We start from the raw sequence: 16,428 nt of genomic DNA, 5'->3' as shown, positions 1-16,428 counted from the left end.
TTTATGCGCCCCTGTTCGGTGCACATAATATTCGAGAGAGAAACCTTTAGGTTTCTCGGTTCGCCACAGGCGCTATTTTTTTTATAAAAAAAGCCTCCCATCCGGGAGGCTTTCTTATATCTCTCATCTCTTCAATTTATTTTTTAATTAGCACCCCAGTTAAACCCGGCGCCACCATTTACACCAATACTAAACTGACCATTAAGTCCTCCACCAGCAAGTGAACCATAGTTTGTACCAGAGTTATAGTAACCATTATAAGAGTTAGCATAAATATTTTGTTGAGCATTATGTAAGTTCTGATACAGAGCTTGGTTAGCATATGCTACGTTTCCTTGGTTCTGGTAATTACCTTGGGCTACAGCTTGTCCTTGAAGTCCATTGATGTAGCTTTGAAATTGTTGTGCTTGATAACCATTATTATAGCTTCCATTTGCACCCCAGTTTCCGTTGGCTCCCCAACCTCCATTAGCATTACCATTTAGGCCCCAACCGTTCCCACCGTTGACTCCCCAACCAGCGTTACCGTTAACACCCCAACCGTTATTAGCGCCAGTTCCCCAACCTCCGTTGACTCCCCAACCGCCATTGATATTTCCGTTTCCACCTGGAAATGTATTTCCACAAGCACATGGTGCTGAGATACACATACAAGCAGGGTTTCCACCACCATTGGCCCAACCGCCAGGGCCCCCCCAGTTACCGTTTCCACCGCCGTTGACTCCCCAACCGCCAGAAATAACACCACCGTTTCCAGGTCCTGGATAAGTTGGATAAACTCCACCATTATTACCCCAGCCACCGTTGGCACCGCCGTTGATTCCCCAACCTAGGTTCACACCAGCATTGATACCTGTTCCAGGATGCATTCCCCAACCAGATCCAGGGTACATTCCCCAACCTGCGCCAGTGTTCATCCCTGGGTACGCGCCAGTGCTACCAATATTAAGTCCAAAATTTAAACCAGTATTCATTCCGAAACCGTTGCCCATTCCGAAACCATTACCCATTCCAAAACCATTGCCCATCCCCATGCCAAAGTTAGCACCAAAGCCTGTTCCGAAACCTGTTCCGTAAGGGTATCCGGCCATTCCCATGCCCATTCCAAAGCCTGAGTTCATTCCGAAACCTGGGTACATTCCACCGTAGATATTTCCTGGGTACATTCCTGGGTGTCCACCCATTCCCATACCCATTCCGCCATTGATATTTACACCAAGGCCAGCATTACCACCTGTTAAAAGTCCAGCAAGGGCCGAACCAGCAAGAGAACCAAGTGGGTTCATATAAACATTAGCTTGGTAATTTCCACCAAAGCCATTGCCCATACCGTTACCCATACCATTACCCATTCCCATGCCCCATCCGGCATTTCCATAGATATTACCTCCGAAGTTTGGTCCACCCATACCTCCAAGGAATCCACCTGTGTAACCTTGTCCTAGCCAACCATTACCTACACCACCGAAAGCTCCACCAGTAAGACCAAGTCCACCAGCGTACATACCGTGGCCGTAACCATTACAAGAGCTAAGCATTGATGTTTGTTCTTTTGGAAGAACAGGGTTTGCACCTCTTTCAAGGTTATAATCTAAATAGCCATCAATTTGGCCATGACATGATTTAATTCCGTTTTCATAAGCATTTGCCCATGACTCTTGAGAATCAGCTTGGTGTTTAGTGGCGAAATAAACACTCCCCATTGCTGCAAGTGAAGGAATTGCAACTTTTGCAACTTCGGCCCACTCATTTCTTTCAGGAAGTTTAGGTAAACAATCGACACAGAAGTCATTACTTCCAGAGCTTCCACGGGATGCTCTTGTTACACATGCTTGAGCGTCATCTTCATAGCCATTGTCTCTTAAATAGATACAATCACTGATATCGATCTCAGCATATGTATTTAGCATCATCATCGCCAATAAGATGCTTTTCGTGCCAATAAGTCTTAACTTCATAGTTTTCTCCATAAAAACTTTAACAATCCTCAACTACTTAACGACACTTTATGAATGAAACTTGAGTAAACTATCGACTTTTTCTATAAACTACTGATTTAACTGATTAATATTACGTTTACGAAGCCTAAATTTAGCGATAAATTGCAAATTATGAGTAATATTTTTTGGTGGATTCTCCTCATTTGTGTATTAATTTTTGCTACTTATGCGGCATTTGTTATTAAAGGTGAAAAAAAAGTCGCCTTAAAGAATGCTGTAAGCTTCCCCTTCCATGGATTTGAAATTCCAATCCCACCTTGGTGGACTCTCACTAACGACAATAGTGAATTAAAAGTATTTGAAAGAACTGATACACGCTACGAGTGGCAATCACGCTTTAGCTTTACTGATAAAAACTATCCAGATTTACAATCGGCATTTGAAGAACTCGCAATTAATAGTGAACTTGTCTTCGATAAAGATACGACCATTATTCACGAGCCAAAATCATTTGAAAAACTTTATGAACAAGGCATCGAAACCCTTCGCGTGGAAGGTACGGCCACTAAAGGCCATGAGCTTCGTGTCTACTATGATGCAGCCTTACTAAAGACTGAAAATGGAATTGTCATTTTAGAAAGTGAAAGTTCTGTTTTGAATGGTCTGCTTGAAGGTCCGTTTTTCGAACAAAGCTTGCATAATATAAAAAAGCTCCGTTAGGAGCTTTTTTATTATCTAGTCTTAAATGTTCTAATATTTTGTACTAGGAAGTTGTGAATTTCTTCGTCAGTTCCGAAGACATCATCAATGAATTCACAATCAATTAAGAATGCAGTCATGCGGTTTGCAATATTGTGTAGTGATTCTACTAAGTATAGACCACCAATATTTTCACCACTGAATGACTTAATAATTTCTTTACGAGCATGGTTGAACATTTCAGACTCAGTTACGTCCTCAGGCATATTATCTACACCCATTTTCTCTTCAACTTCTTCGATTGCTTGATCGCGAATATCTTCATCAGTTGCAAGTGATACACCAAATTCAGTCGCCATTGATTCGATAAGTTTTTCACGATTTGCAATATCGAATTCAATAACACCCTTTTCCTTAAGTGTATTAATTGTATGACTCGCTAAATTTTCGAGTGTTTCAAAATTTGTTCTCATTTACTGCTCCAAATGTGTAATCTCTTTAAGTTTAACGACTTGCCACTCATGAAGCAAGAAAATTTATGATTACTTCCATTCTAATTTCGACGGATTATCTTATTTAAGAAGCGCTGAATTAAAACATAATCACCCAAGACACTTAGCGCAATAACATAGGCAAAAGCGCCTGCGCACGCTGCAACAACGAAGGCCGCAAGATTATCAAGAGTTGAAAAGATATTGTTTGGGAAGTATCCACGTACATACTGTGTAGCATAAAAAGCTAGTAGTGAACTCAAACCAATTTTAAAAAATCTTAGAGGAAAGAAGAATTTCAGTTTCAAGTCCAACAATTTGAATAATAGAATCGACTGAACAAGGATGATAAAAATCATCGAAATCGAAGTTCCCATCGCAAGAATTTTAAATCCATAAGTATCAACAAGTGAGAAACAGAAGATAATATTAATCCCAACAGCGATCGAAGAAATGATCACAGGAATTTTTGGCTTATCTAATGTGTAAAAGCTTGGAGAAAAGACTTTATAAAGTCCATAGAATGGTAGCCCAAATAAGTAAGCATAGAGTGCTTCCGTTACCATCTTCGTATCATCAAGGCCAAATGCTCCTCGTTGAAAAGAAATAGCGACACAGTCTTGAGCTAGAGCAAACATTAATGCCATTGCAGGCATGAGAACAAAAAGACTCGTTATATAACTTGTTTGAAGTGCACCCTTCGCTTCTTCTTCTTTACCTCCCCTCCAAAGTTCAGAGAAGTAAACAAGGTTTGAGTTTCCAATTGAAACACCAAGAATGCCGACAGGAAATTGAAAGAGCCTAAATGCATATTGAAGCCAAGAAACGGCACCGACAACTGTTCCCGTTGCTAAGAAAGTTGAGACTAAGAGATTAATTTGTGTGGCCGCAACACCAATTGTACCAATACTCATGCGTTTTAAAATTTCTTTTACATCACTTGAGAAAAGCTCAATCCCATCTAGCTTTACAAGGCCCTTTGAAAAGAGCATTGGCACTTGAATAAGCATTTGTAAGAAACCACCAATGAGAACACCTACACCAAGAGATACAATTGGGTGAAGGTTTCGTGCCTCTAAGAACTTAGGCAGCGTTATCATTGAGACGATCATGATAATATTGAATACCGCCGGGGCCATCGCTGGCGCAAAGAACATCTTATAAGTGTTAAGAACCCCCATAAATAATGCGGCCACTGAAACAAATGCTAAAAATGGCGACATCATTCTTGTCAAAAGCACAGACATTTCCAAGCGATTTACATCTGAAGTAAAAAGCTCATTTGTTAAAATCTGAATAATTTGTGGGGCGAAAATAAAAATCAATAAACAAACAATTGAAGTGATAACAAGTAAGACAATGGCCATGGACCAAAGAAGCTTACGAGCATGTTCATCACCATCCTTCTTGGCCGAAGTAAAAATTGGAACGAATGCAGATGAGAATGATCCCTCTGCAAATAAGTCACGCAACATATTTGGTATACGAAAGGCAATTTGATAGGCATCAGTAAGTCCTGAGGCACCAAAAAGTTTGGCCATTAAAATTTCTCTAGCAAAACCCAGAACACGACTTGATAGTGTCGCGATGGCCATCTTAATAGAGGATAGTAAAAAATTCTTCCTGTGTTCTCTTGTCATTCCAATATTTTGCACCACCCTATCTGACTTAACAAGCTTCCAGTAGTTGCCAAGTGAAGGATTATTAACTAATCTTGCTGCCATGAGAACAGAGCTTGAAAAGTCGATTAATCACATTCAAACAAAGAGTGCCGTAAACTGGGATGAGTACTTTATGCTTCAGGCCATTATGGCCAGCTTCAAAAGTAAGGACCCGGCCACAAAGGTAGGATGTGTATTTGTCGATGAGAACAACCACCAAATAACTTTTGGTTACAATGGCTTTGTTGCGGGAATTGATGAAACTAAACTTCCTTGGGGAAAAGAGAGGACTCTCCCTCTTGAGCAGCAGAAATATGGATACGTTGTTCACGCCGAGGCCAATGCAATTCTTCACTCTAATCACAAGCTCTCTGGAGCAACATGCTATGTGACTCTCTTTCCTTGTCACGAGTGTGCCAAGCTTCTAGCTTCTTCAAAGATCAAAGAAATCGTATACTTACAAGATAAGCATGCTGGAACTGAGTCGAATCGTATCTCTCGTCGTATCTTTGATTTAACAGGAGTCAAGTATCGCCAGCTCTCACTTGGTGAACACGTACTTGATTCACTCATTGCACACTTTACAGATGCCTTCTATCGCGAGTAACCCACCGTGTAAACATGGTTCATATCAGTAAAGAGTTCCTAGACAAGTTTGACTAATAAAACTATAGTAAGCCCATTGAGACGTATGGAGTAAAATATGGTTTTATCGAAGGTTAAAAAAGGCGTAAATGTTAAGATCCTCTCATTTGATAAGGGGCTTAAGCATAAGACAATCATGACAGGACTTGGGATTCTTCCAGGTGATGCAATTCAAGTTATCGCTCCTTCATTCCTAGGCTCCCCTCTTACTCTTAGATTAACAGATGGTGAAACAGTTGCCCTTCGTCTAAGCGAAGCAAGTCTCATCAATGTTGAGGAATTACATTAATGAGAAAAATTTTACTTATTGGCCCTGCAAACTCAGGGAAGTCGGCGATCTTCAATCTTCTATCAGGAGCAAATCGCAAGGTTGCAAATTACAACGGTATTACTGTTGATACGGCCACAGCAGGTCTTATTTCAAATGCCCGTCATGAAGAAAAATTAGCAGTTGTGGACCTTCCGGGAATATACTCACTAGTTCCTTCTTCTATTGATGAAGCTGTAACAGTTTCCACTTTAATTGGAAGAAATAATCAAGTAACAGAATTCCACGAAATCGTTTGTGTTGTTGACTGTGCTCGTCTGGACTCTTCTCTTTCACTTGCTCTTGCTGTAAAGAAGCTCTTTGGTGGAAAGATTAAAATCATCTTCAACAAGTACGACCTTGATGTAACAAAGAATTATGACTTTGATAAAATTGGTGAACATATTGGTGTTCCTTATATCAAATTCTCGACAATGAGAGACAGTGGAGCAACTCTTGAGAACTTCTTAAGAGAGAATGCTTCAGACGAAATTCTTTTACCATCAGGAAAGATTAAACTTTCAAATGAATCAACGGAATACAATCCATTTAATGTAAGCTTTGAGGAAGATCAATTTGTTGAACTTCAAAATGAAGTTTCTGCGCTTTCTCAAATTGAAAAATACCAAAGAGAAGCAAGAGATCTAAAAGCATCATATGCTATTGGTAAAAATAAGAGCTTAATTCAACTCTCAAATAAAATTGACCAATTCGTTCTTCACCCATTCTTAGGTGGAGTTATCTTTCTGGCAATGTTCTACTTAATCTTCCACTCAATTTATACATGGGCAGGTCCTGCCATGGATCTAATTGATGGCGGAGTTGGTGCATTCGGAGAATACGTTGCAACACTACTTCCAGAAGGTATGTTAAATAGCTTTATCGTTGATGGAATTATTGCAGGTGTTGGTGGAGTTGTTATCTTCCTTCCACAAATTATGATTCTCTTCTTCTTACTTAGTCTTCTTGAACAAAGTGGATATATCTCACGTGCCTCAATTATCACAGACCGCGCGATGTCTTACTTTGGACTTAATGGAAAGGCCTTCCTTCCATACCTTTCAGGGTTTGCTTGTTCTGTTCCAGCAATTATGGCAACGAGAACAATTTCAGATAAGAAAGAAAGACTTGCAACACTAATGACGATTCCACTCATCACTTGTTCTGCAAGACTACCAGTCTACATTCTTCTAATTGGGACATTTGTTCCGGAAAAGACTGTTTTTGGAATCTTTAACTCTCAAGCACTTGCCTTTTTCTTCCTTTATTTCCTAGGAAGTATTGTGGCCCTAATTATTGCAAAGATCTTTAGACTAACTCTTTATAAAGGAAGCACTACTTCATTCATTATTGAGTTACCCCTTTATCAAATGCCAACTTTAAAACCTGCTTTTAAGTCAATGTTTTTCAAAGGAAGAGTATTTCTTAAAAAGGCCGGGACGATCATCCTAGGTCTTTCAATGGTAATCTGGTTTCTTTCAACTTTTCCAAAACCAGCACAAGAGATGCTTGTTGGAAAAACAGAAGCTGAAGCTGCTGCGATCTCTCTGGAGCATTCAACAATTGGCCAATTTGGAAAGCTAATTGAACCAGTTATCAAGCCACTTGGATACAATTGGAAAATGGGAGTTGGGATCACTGTTGCAATGGGTGCCCGTGAACTCTTCGTTTCAACTCTAGGAACTATCTATGCCCTTGGTGATGTGGATGAGGAATCAACAACTCTAAGAGAAAGACTAAGAGCTGAAATTGATCCAGAAACAAATGAGCCAGTATTTAACACGGCCGTTGCTTGGTCACTACTAATCTTCTTTGCCTTTGCTATGCAATGTATCTCAACACTTGGGATTGTTCGCAGAGAAACAGATGGATGGGGACATGTCTTCCTAATGTTTGGATATATGACAATTCTCGCCTATGGTGGAGCATTTGTTACTTACCACCTACTCATTTAATTACAATTTTTATCTTTAGATACTATCGATAACCTCACGGCATCACTTAGAAGTAAGCCGATGTCGCGAGGGTCTCTTTCAAAAATCACTGTCACAACTTCATTTTCTTTAAACTCATGTTTACCTAAACCTACCCAACCACTCTTGGCCTCGGGCATATTATAACTAAGAAAAGTCGTAAAGATTTCCACATCTTCTTGAAAGATACTCACTTTAACATTCGATAGAGCACCAACAACAGTTGGACGATATATTTGTAAGCAGTAATCGGACCTCTTTGGCATGAAGTTATAAGTTGAATAGGCATATTCATCTTCACTCATGCGCACACTATTGCCTTGTGCTCCTTTAAGTTTACTATCCACCCAGTCACCATATTCGCGATAACCATCTGTTCCTTTAAAAGTTTTCTGATTAACGGCCTTCGCCACAATCGTTGCACTCTCATCAAGCTCCTTATAAATCATTCCTTGGCAATCCTCGTAATCACCGAGCTTTTTAAAGATGACCTCATCAGCTCTTAAAAGCAGCGGATCTTCAGCACCCTTTGAAATAATCACACGACTCTCCTGCCCTGAGGTAAAAGAGAATTCCCCTAGAGGATAGAGACCTTTTTCATTACTTGGAAGTCTTAGACTGAAGTTGGCCAGACCAATTTCTTCAACACCATCAAAAATATCAACGATTGCATTGTCCGTTGCATTCATTGATGGCACTCGGTAGTACCAAATACAATAAGTCGAATCACCCAAAAGATCAGTCGTGTAGATGGCCCTTGCACTTGAATCATTAGTGTAGCGACTGATGCTTCCCTGATAACCTTTCAAGGTATCCTGAAACCAATTACCTTCTTGTATAAAACCAACGCTATCATCGAGGGAGTTTGGCCTAGAGATATCAAAGAAGTTCCCAATAACGACTTCTTCTTCGCCTTCAATAAAGGTGCTGGCCGGAACCCTTGAGTTAACGCTTAGTGATTGATCAACAATTATCTCACTTCTTATTTTTCTAAGATTGTGCCCCCTTCCAAGACAGGCCACGAGAATAATGATGGCCAATAAGGGGAATAAAATAGTGAACACTCTTCGTTTCTTCATGACTGTGCCTCTGATATGTATCTTATCAGTCGTTCACAGAAATTCTAAAATGAAGAAGGGTAAATTAACTCAAGTATTATTAAGAGATCACTCTTTTATAGAGGCTACAGAATTGTTTTGTAGATCTCATAGCTTTCATCATCAAAGCAACAGAAGATCACATCATCAAATTCTTCAATAGCATCAAAGCTCTTTACTGCTGAAGTTGCTGTAATGGCCGCTTCAATTTTTGGATAGCCAAAAATTCCAGTTGAGATACATGGGAATGCAATTGACTTACATTCATTCTCAAGGGCCAGAGAGAGTGCGTAGATATAGCATTTTTCAAGTAAGTCCGCTTCACCATTTGCTCCACCTTCCCACTTTGGTCCAACAGCATGAATGATAAATTCCGCAGGAATATTAAAGGCACGAGTCAATCTTGCTTCCCCAACAGGACAACCACCTGCTTCAGCAAGTTCCTTGGCAAGTTCTTCACCACAGGCAGCATGGATGGCACCATCAACGCCCCCTCCAGCTTTAAGTTCACTATTAGCTGCATTCACAATGGCATCAACATCAAGAGTTGTAATATCGGCTTTAATTACTTGAATATTTTTCATAAGGAATTTCTAGCACGAATCAGTTTAGATTTCATCGTAAAACTTTAAGATTGTGCGTGCATACCAATATTTTCTCTCTCCAGGCTCACCATTGTAGTCAACGAGTGCCTCATAATAGTTGGCCATGAGATCATCTTGGTAATTCTTTGCCAGATAGACCTTTAAGAGGATAGCACCATACACAAGGGACAGGTCGAGATCATCTAAGAACAGCAACTTTTGCTGCGCCCAGCTCCTCTCTCGCAGCCACAAATGACTCCACTCAGGCATGCCATCTAGTAAAATATTATTTAGATAGAGTGTATTTTGTAAACTTGCATAACTTGGGCCACGTTGACCTAATTGATCAGATACTTCCTGGGCCCCAATTGATGTGAATTGAGTTAAGCCTACTGCACCAGTTGGAGAGACCGCCTCACGCATGAAATTTGACTCCATTCGAATCAAGGCAAGAAATAGCTTTGCATCAACCCCAAATTGATCAGCAACTTCAATAACTCGCTCAGTAATCAGTGTGGCCTCGGCCGCTGTAACGGCCGGATTCTGCTCTAAAATATAAGATAGGAAATCCCTTTTCGAGTACTCTTGAGTAATTTGATAATCCCTAATCATATCCTCGTGACTAACAAAGTATCCCTCAGGAATATAGGAAGCAAGAGAAGCTGATAGAAACAGTTGGCCGAATATAAGTATACCTAATAACTTCTTTAAAATTCTCATATTTTTCATACTTTTACTTTTTTGCATCATGATAATTATGGTTAACGAAAAACTAAATAGCAACTTACAAAAAGTTTCTAATATTAGGGTTACATGTAGCAAGTTGCGTTCTATAATCGCAATACAAGAAAAACTTAAAAAATCCATGGAGGCCTGAGTGAAACCATTTATCGTCGTTTGTGATGGAATGGATGCAGAAGTTTTTGCATCTCTACAAGCTATCAACGAATTAGAAGTTCACCCAAAAGCAAAATTAACTCAAGACGAGATTAAAGAATTACTACCAAAAGCAAATGCTCTTGTTATTAGATCATCAACGACAATTGGAGAAGAGTATCTTGAACTTGCTCCAAATCTTAAATATGTAATCCGCGCAGGTGCCGGAACAGATAATATTGATAAAGTTAAATGTGGCGAGCGTGGAGTAAAGGTTTCAAATACTCCAGGTGCCAATAATAACTCAGCAGCAGAACACGCTATCGCTCTTATGATGACAGTTCTAAGACATACAGCTGCTGCCGACGCCACAATGAAAAATGGCGGATGGGATAAATCAAAGTACACAGGAAATGAACTAGCTAATAAAAAAGTTGGTATCGTTGGTTTTGGTCAAATTGGAAAGATCGTTGCAAAACGTCTTCAAGGATTTGATCCACAAGTTAAATTCTTTGATCCATTTTGTGAATCAAGTGAACTTGATTATGTTTCTAAAGCAAATACTGTCGAAGAAATTTTTGAAACTTGTGACATCATCACACTTCATACTCCACTAATGGATGCAACGAAAGGAATGGTGAACAAGGACCTATTTAATAAAATGCAACCTCATGCAATTCTTGTAAACGCTTCTCGCGGTGGAATTGTTAACGAGGAAGACTTAGCTGTTGCTCTTATGGAAAGAAAATTTAAAGCAGCAGGCTTTGATGTTTTCGCAACTGAGCCATTAGAAGAAGACTCACCTCTTCGCAAGATTTCTAATCTTGTTCTTACACCACACCTAGGAGCTTCTACTGATGAAGCTCAACTAAGAGTTGGAGAGATGGCCGTAAATCAACTGAAAGAATTCTTTTTAAACGATAATTTACTACATGAGGTTAAAGCTTAATTATGAAATCACTTGCGATTATTGGCTCTCAATGGGGAGATGAAGGTAAAGGAAAAATCACAGACCTACTTGGTTTAAAATGCGATGTTGTTGTTCGCTACCAAGGAGGAAACAACGCTGGTCACACGATTATCGTTGGAACAAAGAAAGTTGTTCTCCACTTAATTCCTTCAGGTATTTTACATGATCACTGTGTCTCAGTTATTGGTCACGGTGTTGTTCTTGATCCAGAAGCATTCTCTAAAGAATTAGAAAATGTAAAAAACTCTGGGTTATCAGTTTCCCCTGAAAAGCTAAGAATATCTTCAAACACTTCTGTTATCACTTACTATAACCGTCTACTAGATGGTCAACGTGAAGCGAAGGGACCTATTAAGATTGGGACAACAGGAAAAGGAATTGGCCCAGCTTATGAAGATAAGATTTCTCGCAAGGGAATTAAAGTAAAAGATCTATTTAACAAAGAGATCCTAACTGAAAAATTAAAAGCAAATCTTTTAGAGAAAGAAACTCTTTTTAAAAATCTCTATGAGTGCGAATACCCAAGTGTTGAAGAAGAAGTTGAAAGACTGATGACACTTGCAAAAGAAATTGAACCATTTGTTTGCGATACATTTAGTTTCCTCGATGAAGCCAAACGCGCAGGTAAGAAGATCCTTTTTGAAGGAGCTCAAGGTGTGCTTCTTGATATCGACTTTGGTTCATACCCATTCGTAACATCTTCATCAACTGCATATGCAGGTATCTACTCGGGAGCAGGTCTTCCAGGTGGAACTGTTGAAGAAGTCTTAGGGATCACAAAAGCCTACACAACAAGAGTTGGAGAAGGGCCATTCCCTACTGAACTTTTTGATCAAATGGGTGAAGATATTCAAACAAAGGGTGGTGAGTTCGGTGCAACAACAGGACGTAAGAGAAGATGTGGATGGCTAGACCTTCCTCTTCTAAAATACTCTGTTAAGTGCTCAAACCTTACTTCTATCGCTTTAACTAAACTTGATGTTTTATCTGAGATGGGGCCTCTTAAAGTTTGTACAGGATATGAGTACGAAGGTCGTACGATTGATTGTGCTTATCCAGGAATTGATTTGGCCAAAGTTAAACCAATTCTAAAAGAAGTAGCAGGCTTTAACGATGACTTCAAAGGTGAACTATCACAAGAAGTTAAAGACTATATCGCTCTTATCGAAGAAGCGATTCAAATCCCTGTTGGGATCATTGCTTTCGGACCTGAAAGATCTGAAATTAAATTCCTTAAAGAATATTTCTAAGTATAAAGAACTTCGGCCCTGAGTTACCTCAGGGCCTATATCCATCTTGTGTCGGTTTTTTTGAGATGGCCGTCGCAGAAAACCATCATTGAGGCGAGTGCCTAATTCAAAGCTACTCATAGATTGTGTGTGGTATATGCTCTATCGCATCTATATAAGCGCGATGGATTTTTAATTTATAAAGCCCTTGTGCCACCGCGGGAGAGAGAGAGATGTACGCAGTAGCACAAAGATTTTTTATCAGTAAGACACTTCTTCAGATTCAGAGAGGGACTTGAGAAATTAAAATCGGCAAGTGGAGTTTTTAAAAGCAGAACAAAAAATTCTAAGGCTTGCCAACCTTGTTTCCTACTGACAAGACTAGAATATAAAACTTGGCCTACCTGAGTGTTCAAGTTGTGTTAGGAAAACGTTTTTAATTGTTAATTAATTGTCAAAAAGACCGTGAGCGCCGCAGCAATCAGCATAACTCAGCAAAAACCTTGTTGTCTTTAAACTCAATTAAGCGAACCTGATGAATTTGATTCTTTAAATCACCATCATGTGCAACTTTAACGCGAATAAAGTTCGAAGTGTAACCTTCCCATAGGCCTTGCTTGTCTTTCCTTTCAAAAAGGACCTGAGACGTTTCTCCAACGTAATCTTCAGAGAACATATTAAGCTTAGCATCTCCAAGCATCATCAGAGTCTTCACACGACTCTTCTTAACTGGGTGCTGAATATGATCTTCCATACGGGCCGCAACCGTATTCTTTCTTTTAGAATATGGAAATACGTGGAAGTGAGTGATTGGTAAATCTTTTAAAAGATTAAATGTATCTTGGAATTGTTCGTCAGTCTCTCCAGGGAAACCACAAATAACATCTGCACCAATTCCTGCGTTTGGAAAACGCGTGATAATTTTATTAATGATTGTTTTATAATCTTCAACTGAATACTTACGCTTCATATTTGTTAAGATCTCATCGTTTCCACTTTGCATTGGTACGTGGAAGTGATCAAGAAACTTAGGATTAGCTTGCATATAATCAAGAAGCTCATCAGTAATTGTATTTGGCTCAACACTCCCCAGACGAATTCTCTCTAAACCTTCAAGAGCATTTAACTCTCTTAAAAGATCTAAAAGTTTTTCACCTGAAGTTGTTTCATACTCACCAATATTTACACCAGTAAGAACAATCTCTTTAAAACCTTGAGCAACAACAGCTTTTGCTTCTTCTATTGCCTGAGCAATTGAAACTGCCTTAGAGCGTCCACGAGCAAAAGGAATGATACAGAATGAACAAACGTAATTACATCCATCTTGAATCTTCAAGAAAGCTCTCGTGTGTCCTTCTTCTTTAGAAGTAGCAGCTCCGAAAAAGTCTTTCGACTTATCAATATGAATTGTATCTGTTTCATCTTCATTTAAATAATCGAAGACTTTATATTTTTCACTTGTTCCTAAAACAAGATCAACACCTGTCATCTTTGCAATCTTTGGTGCATCCATTTGAGCGTAACAACCGGCCACAACAATCTTTCCATCAGGAGAAGAGCGATGTGCCTTACGAATAAGGTTACGACAAGTCGAGTCTGCACTATCTGTTACAGTACAAGTATTAATAAAAGTAACATCAGCTTGTTCTCCAAATTCAACAACCTTATACCCACGCTCAACAAAGCCTTGAGAAATTGTTCCTGTCTCAGAAAAATTCAAACGACAGCCTAAAGTATGAAACGCTACTTTTTTCTCACTCAAATTATCTAAATCATTTTTTGTTGAATTTACTTCTGTTGTCACTGAAGCCTACCTCTTAAAACACTAGTAATAATGGGCTAAATTAGCTCACAAGGCCTTTGATGACAAGGTGGGCGATAAAATTTCTAAGGGTAAATAAAATTAACTTCTTAAAAAAATTACACTTTTTTTTTATTTTTTTTAAATTCCCTGTTGACTTCTGAACCAAGATTACTTATATTCAATCTCACCAAAACACAGATGGTCTCTTAGCTCAGTTGGTTAGAGCATCTCCCTTTTAAGGAGAGGGTCCTGCGTTCGAGTCGCAGAGAGATCACCATTTTAAATGTTTTTTGGTTTCCAAATCCGGGAAATAAGTTAGCGCTCCCATCGTCTAGCCCGGTCTAGGACACCGCCTTTTCACGGCGGTAACAGGGGTTCGAATCCCCTTGGGAGTACCAGTTTTATATTAGGCCAGTCTGTGACTGGCCTTTTATATTTTTAAGACCTTACTTGGTCTGTTTTGGTCTGGTCGACCACCTAACCACCACATTTAAGCTCAATTTCATTTAAATATTCAAAGACATCATTTACAGCCTTCTTATTGGCCTCAGTCGGTAAACTCGCATATTGCTGAGCTACTTGAATATCCTTGTGCCTCGTTACAGCTTGGGCCATATCCACACTTCCAGTCACTCGCCTTGTGATCGTTCCCATACTATGTCTCATAATATGAGTCGAACTAAAGCGATCTGCTAGTCCTGCTTTTCTTAGGGCCTTATTGTATTGAAACTGAATCTGTCTGTAAGTTAGAGGCTCACCATCTTTATGAAAGACAAAGCCATTTTGACTAAGTGGCAATCTTCTTCTCATAATTTCCTCAATTCTCTTATTAATTGAGGCGTAACTAATTTCACCGTTCTTAGTAGTCTCTTTTAGATAGTCGAACTTCTTCGTTTTATTCGACCAGATACACACATATTGAACACGAATCTCCATTTCTTTTAAATCCACGCACTCGGCTTGAAGACCTGCAACTTCACTTACTCTTGCACCCATATAAAATTGGGTTTCAGCAAAGTCTCTCCAAAATTCAGAAAGCTCACTAAAGAAAGCAATAAGCTCCTCTGGTTTAAGCTTCTTATTTCTCATTGGAGTTTTCTTTATAAGCCCTGCTTGCTTATGCCTTGGAAGAATTGGAACGATAAACATTGCATCGTAATTAATTCGGTACCAATTTAGTAGTGCCTTAAGACATTTAAGATCATCGTTGAAGTTATAGCGTTTACTCTTTTCCTTAATGGCTTTTTCTTTGTGATCAAACATAAAGCGATCTATTAGAGACGCATTAATTTCAACCATCAGATAATCCATTAAAGGATTGTAGAAACTTAACTTAGAAAGCCTATGCTCCATTGATGACTTTTCTAAAGACGGCAAATGTAATTCCTTATACAGCTCCCATACATCTCTAAAGCGATAACCTAAGTCTTCGCCGTTTGGTTTTACATGTAGCTTTGGAATAAACAATTTCTTCCTTGGCCCTAATTCTTCACACCTAGCTTCCAATAGTTTCGCAGGAAGGGCAGGGTGAAAACTATTGCGCCAAAAAAGTGCCTGCTTTAAGGAATCGAATTTCTTCGAATACTGTTTTCCATTTAGATATTTGATAGCTAAATATCTTCCATTCTTCGTGTCTTTTTTAATTCCTGTGTAGTTTGAAAGTTTTTGATACTTACTCATTTTTTAATCTCCTTCGTAAACCCAATCAAGGATCTCCTCAGGAATAAAAAACAGTAGTCCACCTTTCTTTCTCTTTGGTATTCTCTCATCTGATACAAGATTATAGATATGCCCCTTTGTGCACTCTAGGAATCTTGCCACATCATCCACTCGCCATATTCGTTTTTTAAAGAGCTCTGAGACGCCACCAGATTGGCCAAATAAGCTATCTAAACTTACTCCCTCACCTAATATCATCTCTTGGCCATGATACCTTGATAAGCAGTATTTGCAATGTATATCAAAACTATTTTTCTTCAACTCCCCTCCTTCTAACAACTTAACTCCAAAAACCTTACCTACGAACTACATCCTTCCCCCCATGTTAGCGCCGGAAATTGACTCCATCTCTAAAAGCAACGAGAGAGAGAGGGAGTCAAATTCTCGGCGCGAATTATATGAATCATTCCCACAGCTTAACGAAGGATAAAAA

General features: G+C 39.2%; 15 protein-coding genes and 2 tRNA genes. 8 read left to right on the top strand and 9 right to left on the bottom strand.

Going from position 1 to position 16,428, the window contains the following annotated elements; all coding sequences use genetic code 11:
- Positions 1-143: 143 nt before the first annotated feature.
- On the bottom strand, positions 144-1,958 hold the full coding sequence (locus ABMA76_RS00895) for a hypothetical protein (RefSeq protein ID WP_392989036.1): 1,815 nt from the start codon (positions 1,956-1,958) through the stop codon (positions 144-146).
- Between the two features lie 153 nt (positions 1,959-2,111).
- Between ABMA76_RS00895 and ABMA76_RS00890 the strand changes: the two genes are divergently transcribed.
- Positions 2,112-2,660: a hypothetical protein gene (locus ABMA76_RS00890; RefSeq protein WP_392910426.1), complete on the top strand. Its 549-nt coding sequence runs from the start codon at positions 2,112-2,114 to the stop codon at positions 2,658-2,660.
- A gap of 11 nt (positions 2,661-2,671) precedes the next feature.
- Here ABMA76_RS00890 and ABMA76_RS00885 read toward each other — a convergent pair whose 3' ends face one another.
- Both ABMA76_RS00885 and murJ read right to left on the bottom strand, forming a co-directional pair.
- Positions 2,672-3,112 (bottom strand): DUF507 family protein, encoded by a 441-nt coding sequence (locus ABMA76_RS00885; protein WP_021268496.1) that lies wholly within the window; start codon positions 3,110-3,112, stop codon positions 2,672-2,674.
- Positions 3,113-3,192: 80 nt separating this feature from the next.
- On the bottom strand, positions 3,193-4,854 hold the full coding sequence (murJ, locus tag ABMA76_RS00880; RefSeq protein WP_393060655.1) for a murein biosynthesis integral membrane protein MurJ: 1,662 nt from the start codon (positions 4,852-4,854) through the stop codon (positions 3,193-3,195).
- Between murJ and ABMA76_RS00875 the strand changes: the two genes are divergently transcribed.
- The 3 genes from ABMA76_RS00875 to feoB all read left to right on the top strand — a co-directional run bounded on the left by ABMA76_RS00875 (position 4,853) and on the right by feoB (position 7,698).
- Complete coding sequence (locus ABMA76_RS00875; RefSeq protein ID WP_052607433.1) at positions 4,853-5,398, top strand: dCMP deaminase family protein; 546 nt, start codon at positions 4,853-4,855, stop codon at positions 5,396-5,398. The two genes, murJ and ABMA76_RS00875, sit on opposite strands and share 2 nt — an antisense overlap.
- Positions 5,399-5,494: 96 nt before the next feature.
- Positions 5,495-5,725 carry a ferrous iron transport protein A gene (locus ABMA76_RS00870; protein WP_392858368.1) on the top strand — a complete coding sequence of 77 codons (231 nt, stop codon included), beginning with the start codon at positions 5,495-5,497 and terminating at the stop codon, positions 5,723-5,725.
- Complete coding sequence (gene feoB / locus ABMA76_RS00865) at positions 5,725-7,698, top strand: ferrous iron transport protein B (protein WP_393060653.1); 1,974 nt, start codon at positions 5,725-5,727, stop codon at positions 7,696-7,698. Before ABMA76_RS00870 ends, feoB begins: the two co-directional genes overlap by 1 nt.
- Here the strand turns inward: feoB and ABMA76_RS00860 are convergent.
- From ABMA76_RS00860 to ABMA76_RS00850, 3 genes are all read right to left on the bottom strand, one after another.
- Positions 7,695-8,795, bottom strand: a complete 1,101-nt coding sequence (locus ABMA76_RS00860) for a hypothetical protein (protein ID WP_393060651.1) — start codon at positions 8,793-8,795, stop codon at positions 7,695-7,697. The two genes, feoB and ABMA76_RS00860, sit on opposite strands and share 4 nt — an antisense overlap.
- Positions 8,796-8,899: 104 nt before the next feature.
- Positions 8,900-9,397 carry a macro domain-containing protein gene (locus ABMA76_RS00855; RefSeq protein ID WP_392858362.1) on the bottom strand — a complete coding sequence of 166 codons (498 nt, stop codon included), beginning with the start codon at positions 9,395-9,397 and terminating at the stop codon, positions 8,900-8,902.
- Between the two features lie 24 nt (positions 9,398-9,421).
- On the bottom strand, positions 9,422-10,144 hold the full coding sequence (locus tag ABMA76_RS00850; RefSeq protein WP_393060649.1) for a transglycosylase SLT domain-containing protein: 723 nt from the start codon (positions 10,142-10,144) through the stop codon (positions 9,422-9,424).
- Positions 10,145-10,274: 130 nt separating this feature from the next.
- On the opposite strand from ABMA76_RS00850, the gene ABMA76_RS00845 reads away from it, so the two are divergent.
- Together ABMA76_RS00845 and ABMA76_RS00840 are read left to right on the top strand one after the other, a co-directional pair.
- Positions 10,275-11,222 (top strand): hydroxyacid dehydrogenase, encoded by a 948-nt coding sequence (locus tag ABMA76_RS00845; protein ID WP_392858358.1) that lies wholly within the window; start codon positions 10,275-10,277, stop codon positions 11,220-11,222.
- A 2-nt stretch (positions 11,223-11,224) separates the two neighbouring features.
- Positions 11,225-12,493 carry an adenylosuccinate synthase gene (locus ABMA76_RS00840; RefSeq protein ID WP_393060647.1) on the top strand — a complete coding sequence of 423 codons (1,269 nt, stop codon included), beginning with the start codon at positions 11,225-11,227 and terminating at the stop codon, positions 12,491-12,493.
- A gap of 460 nt (positions 12,494-12,953) precedes the next feature.
- Here the strand turns inward: ABMA76_RS00840 and mtaB are convergent, their stop codons facing one another.
- Positions 12,954-14,276, bottom strand: coding sequence for a tRNA (N(6)-L-threonylcarbamoyladenosine(37)-C(2))-methylthiotransferase MtaB (mtaB, locus tag ABMA76_RS00835; RefSeq protein ID WP_393060645.1), 1,323 nt, complete (start codon positions 14,274-14,276; stop codon positions 12,954-12,956).
- A 200-nt stretch (positions 14,277-14,476) separates the two neighbouring features.
- Between mtaB and ABMA76_RS00830 the strand changes: the two genes are divergently transcribed.
- Together ABMA76_RS00830 and ABMA76_RS00825 are read left to right on the top strand one after the other, a co-directional pair.
- Positions 14,477-14,553: transfer RNA gene (locus tag ABMA76_RS00830), tRNA-Lys, on the top strand.
- A gap of 43 nt (positions 14,554-14,596) precedes the next feature.
- Positions 14,597-14,674: transfer RNA gene (locus ABMA76_RS00825), tRNA-Glu, on the top strand.
- Between the two features lie 79 nt (positions 14,675-14,753).
- Here the strand turns inward: ABMA76_RS00825 and ABMA76_RS00820 are convergent.
- Positions 14,754-15,956, bottom strand: a complete 1,203-nt coding sequence (locus tag ABMA76_RS00820) for a tyrosine-type recombinase/integrase (RefSeq protein WP_392910438.1) — start codon at positions 15,954-15,956, stop codon at positions 14,754-14,756.
- Between the two features lie 3 nt (positions 15,957-15,959).
- Complete coding sequence (locus ABMA76_RS00815) at positions 15,960-16,256, bottom strand: helix-turn-helix transcriptional regulator (protein ID WP_392910441.1); 297 nt, start codon at positions 16,254-16,256, stop codon at positions 15,960-15,962.
- Positions 16,257-16,428: the final 172 nt, after the last annotated feature.

The sequence above is a fragment of the Halobacteriovorax sp. ZH5_bin.2 genome, from assembly GCF_043196375.1.
Lineage (GTDB): Bacteria > Bdellovibrionota > Bacteriovoracia > Bacteriovoracales > Bacteriovoracaceae > Halobacteriovorax_A.
The sequence above is the reverse complement of the archived record's forward strand: the minus strand, read 5'-3'. Positions and strand labels throughout refer to the sequence as shown.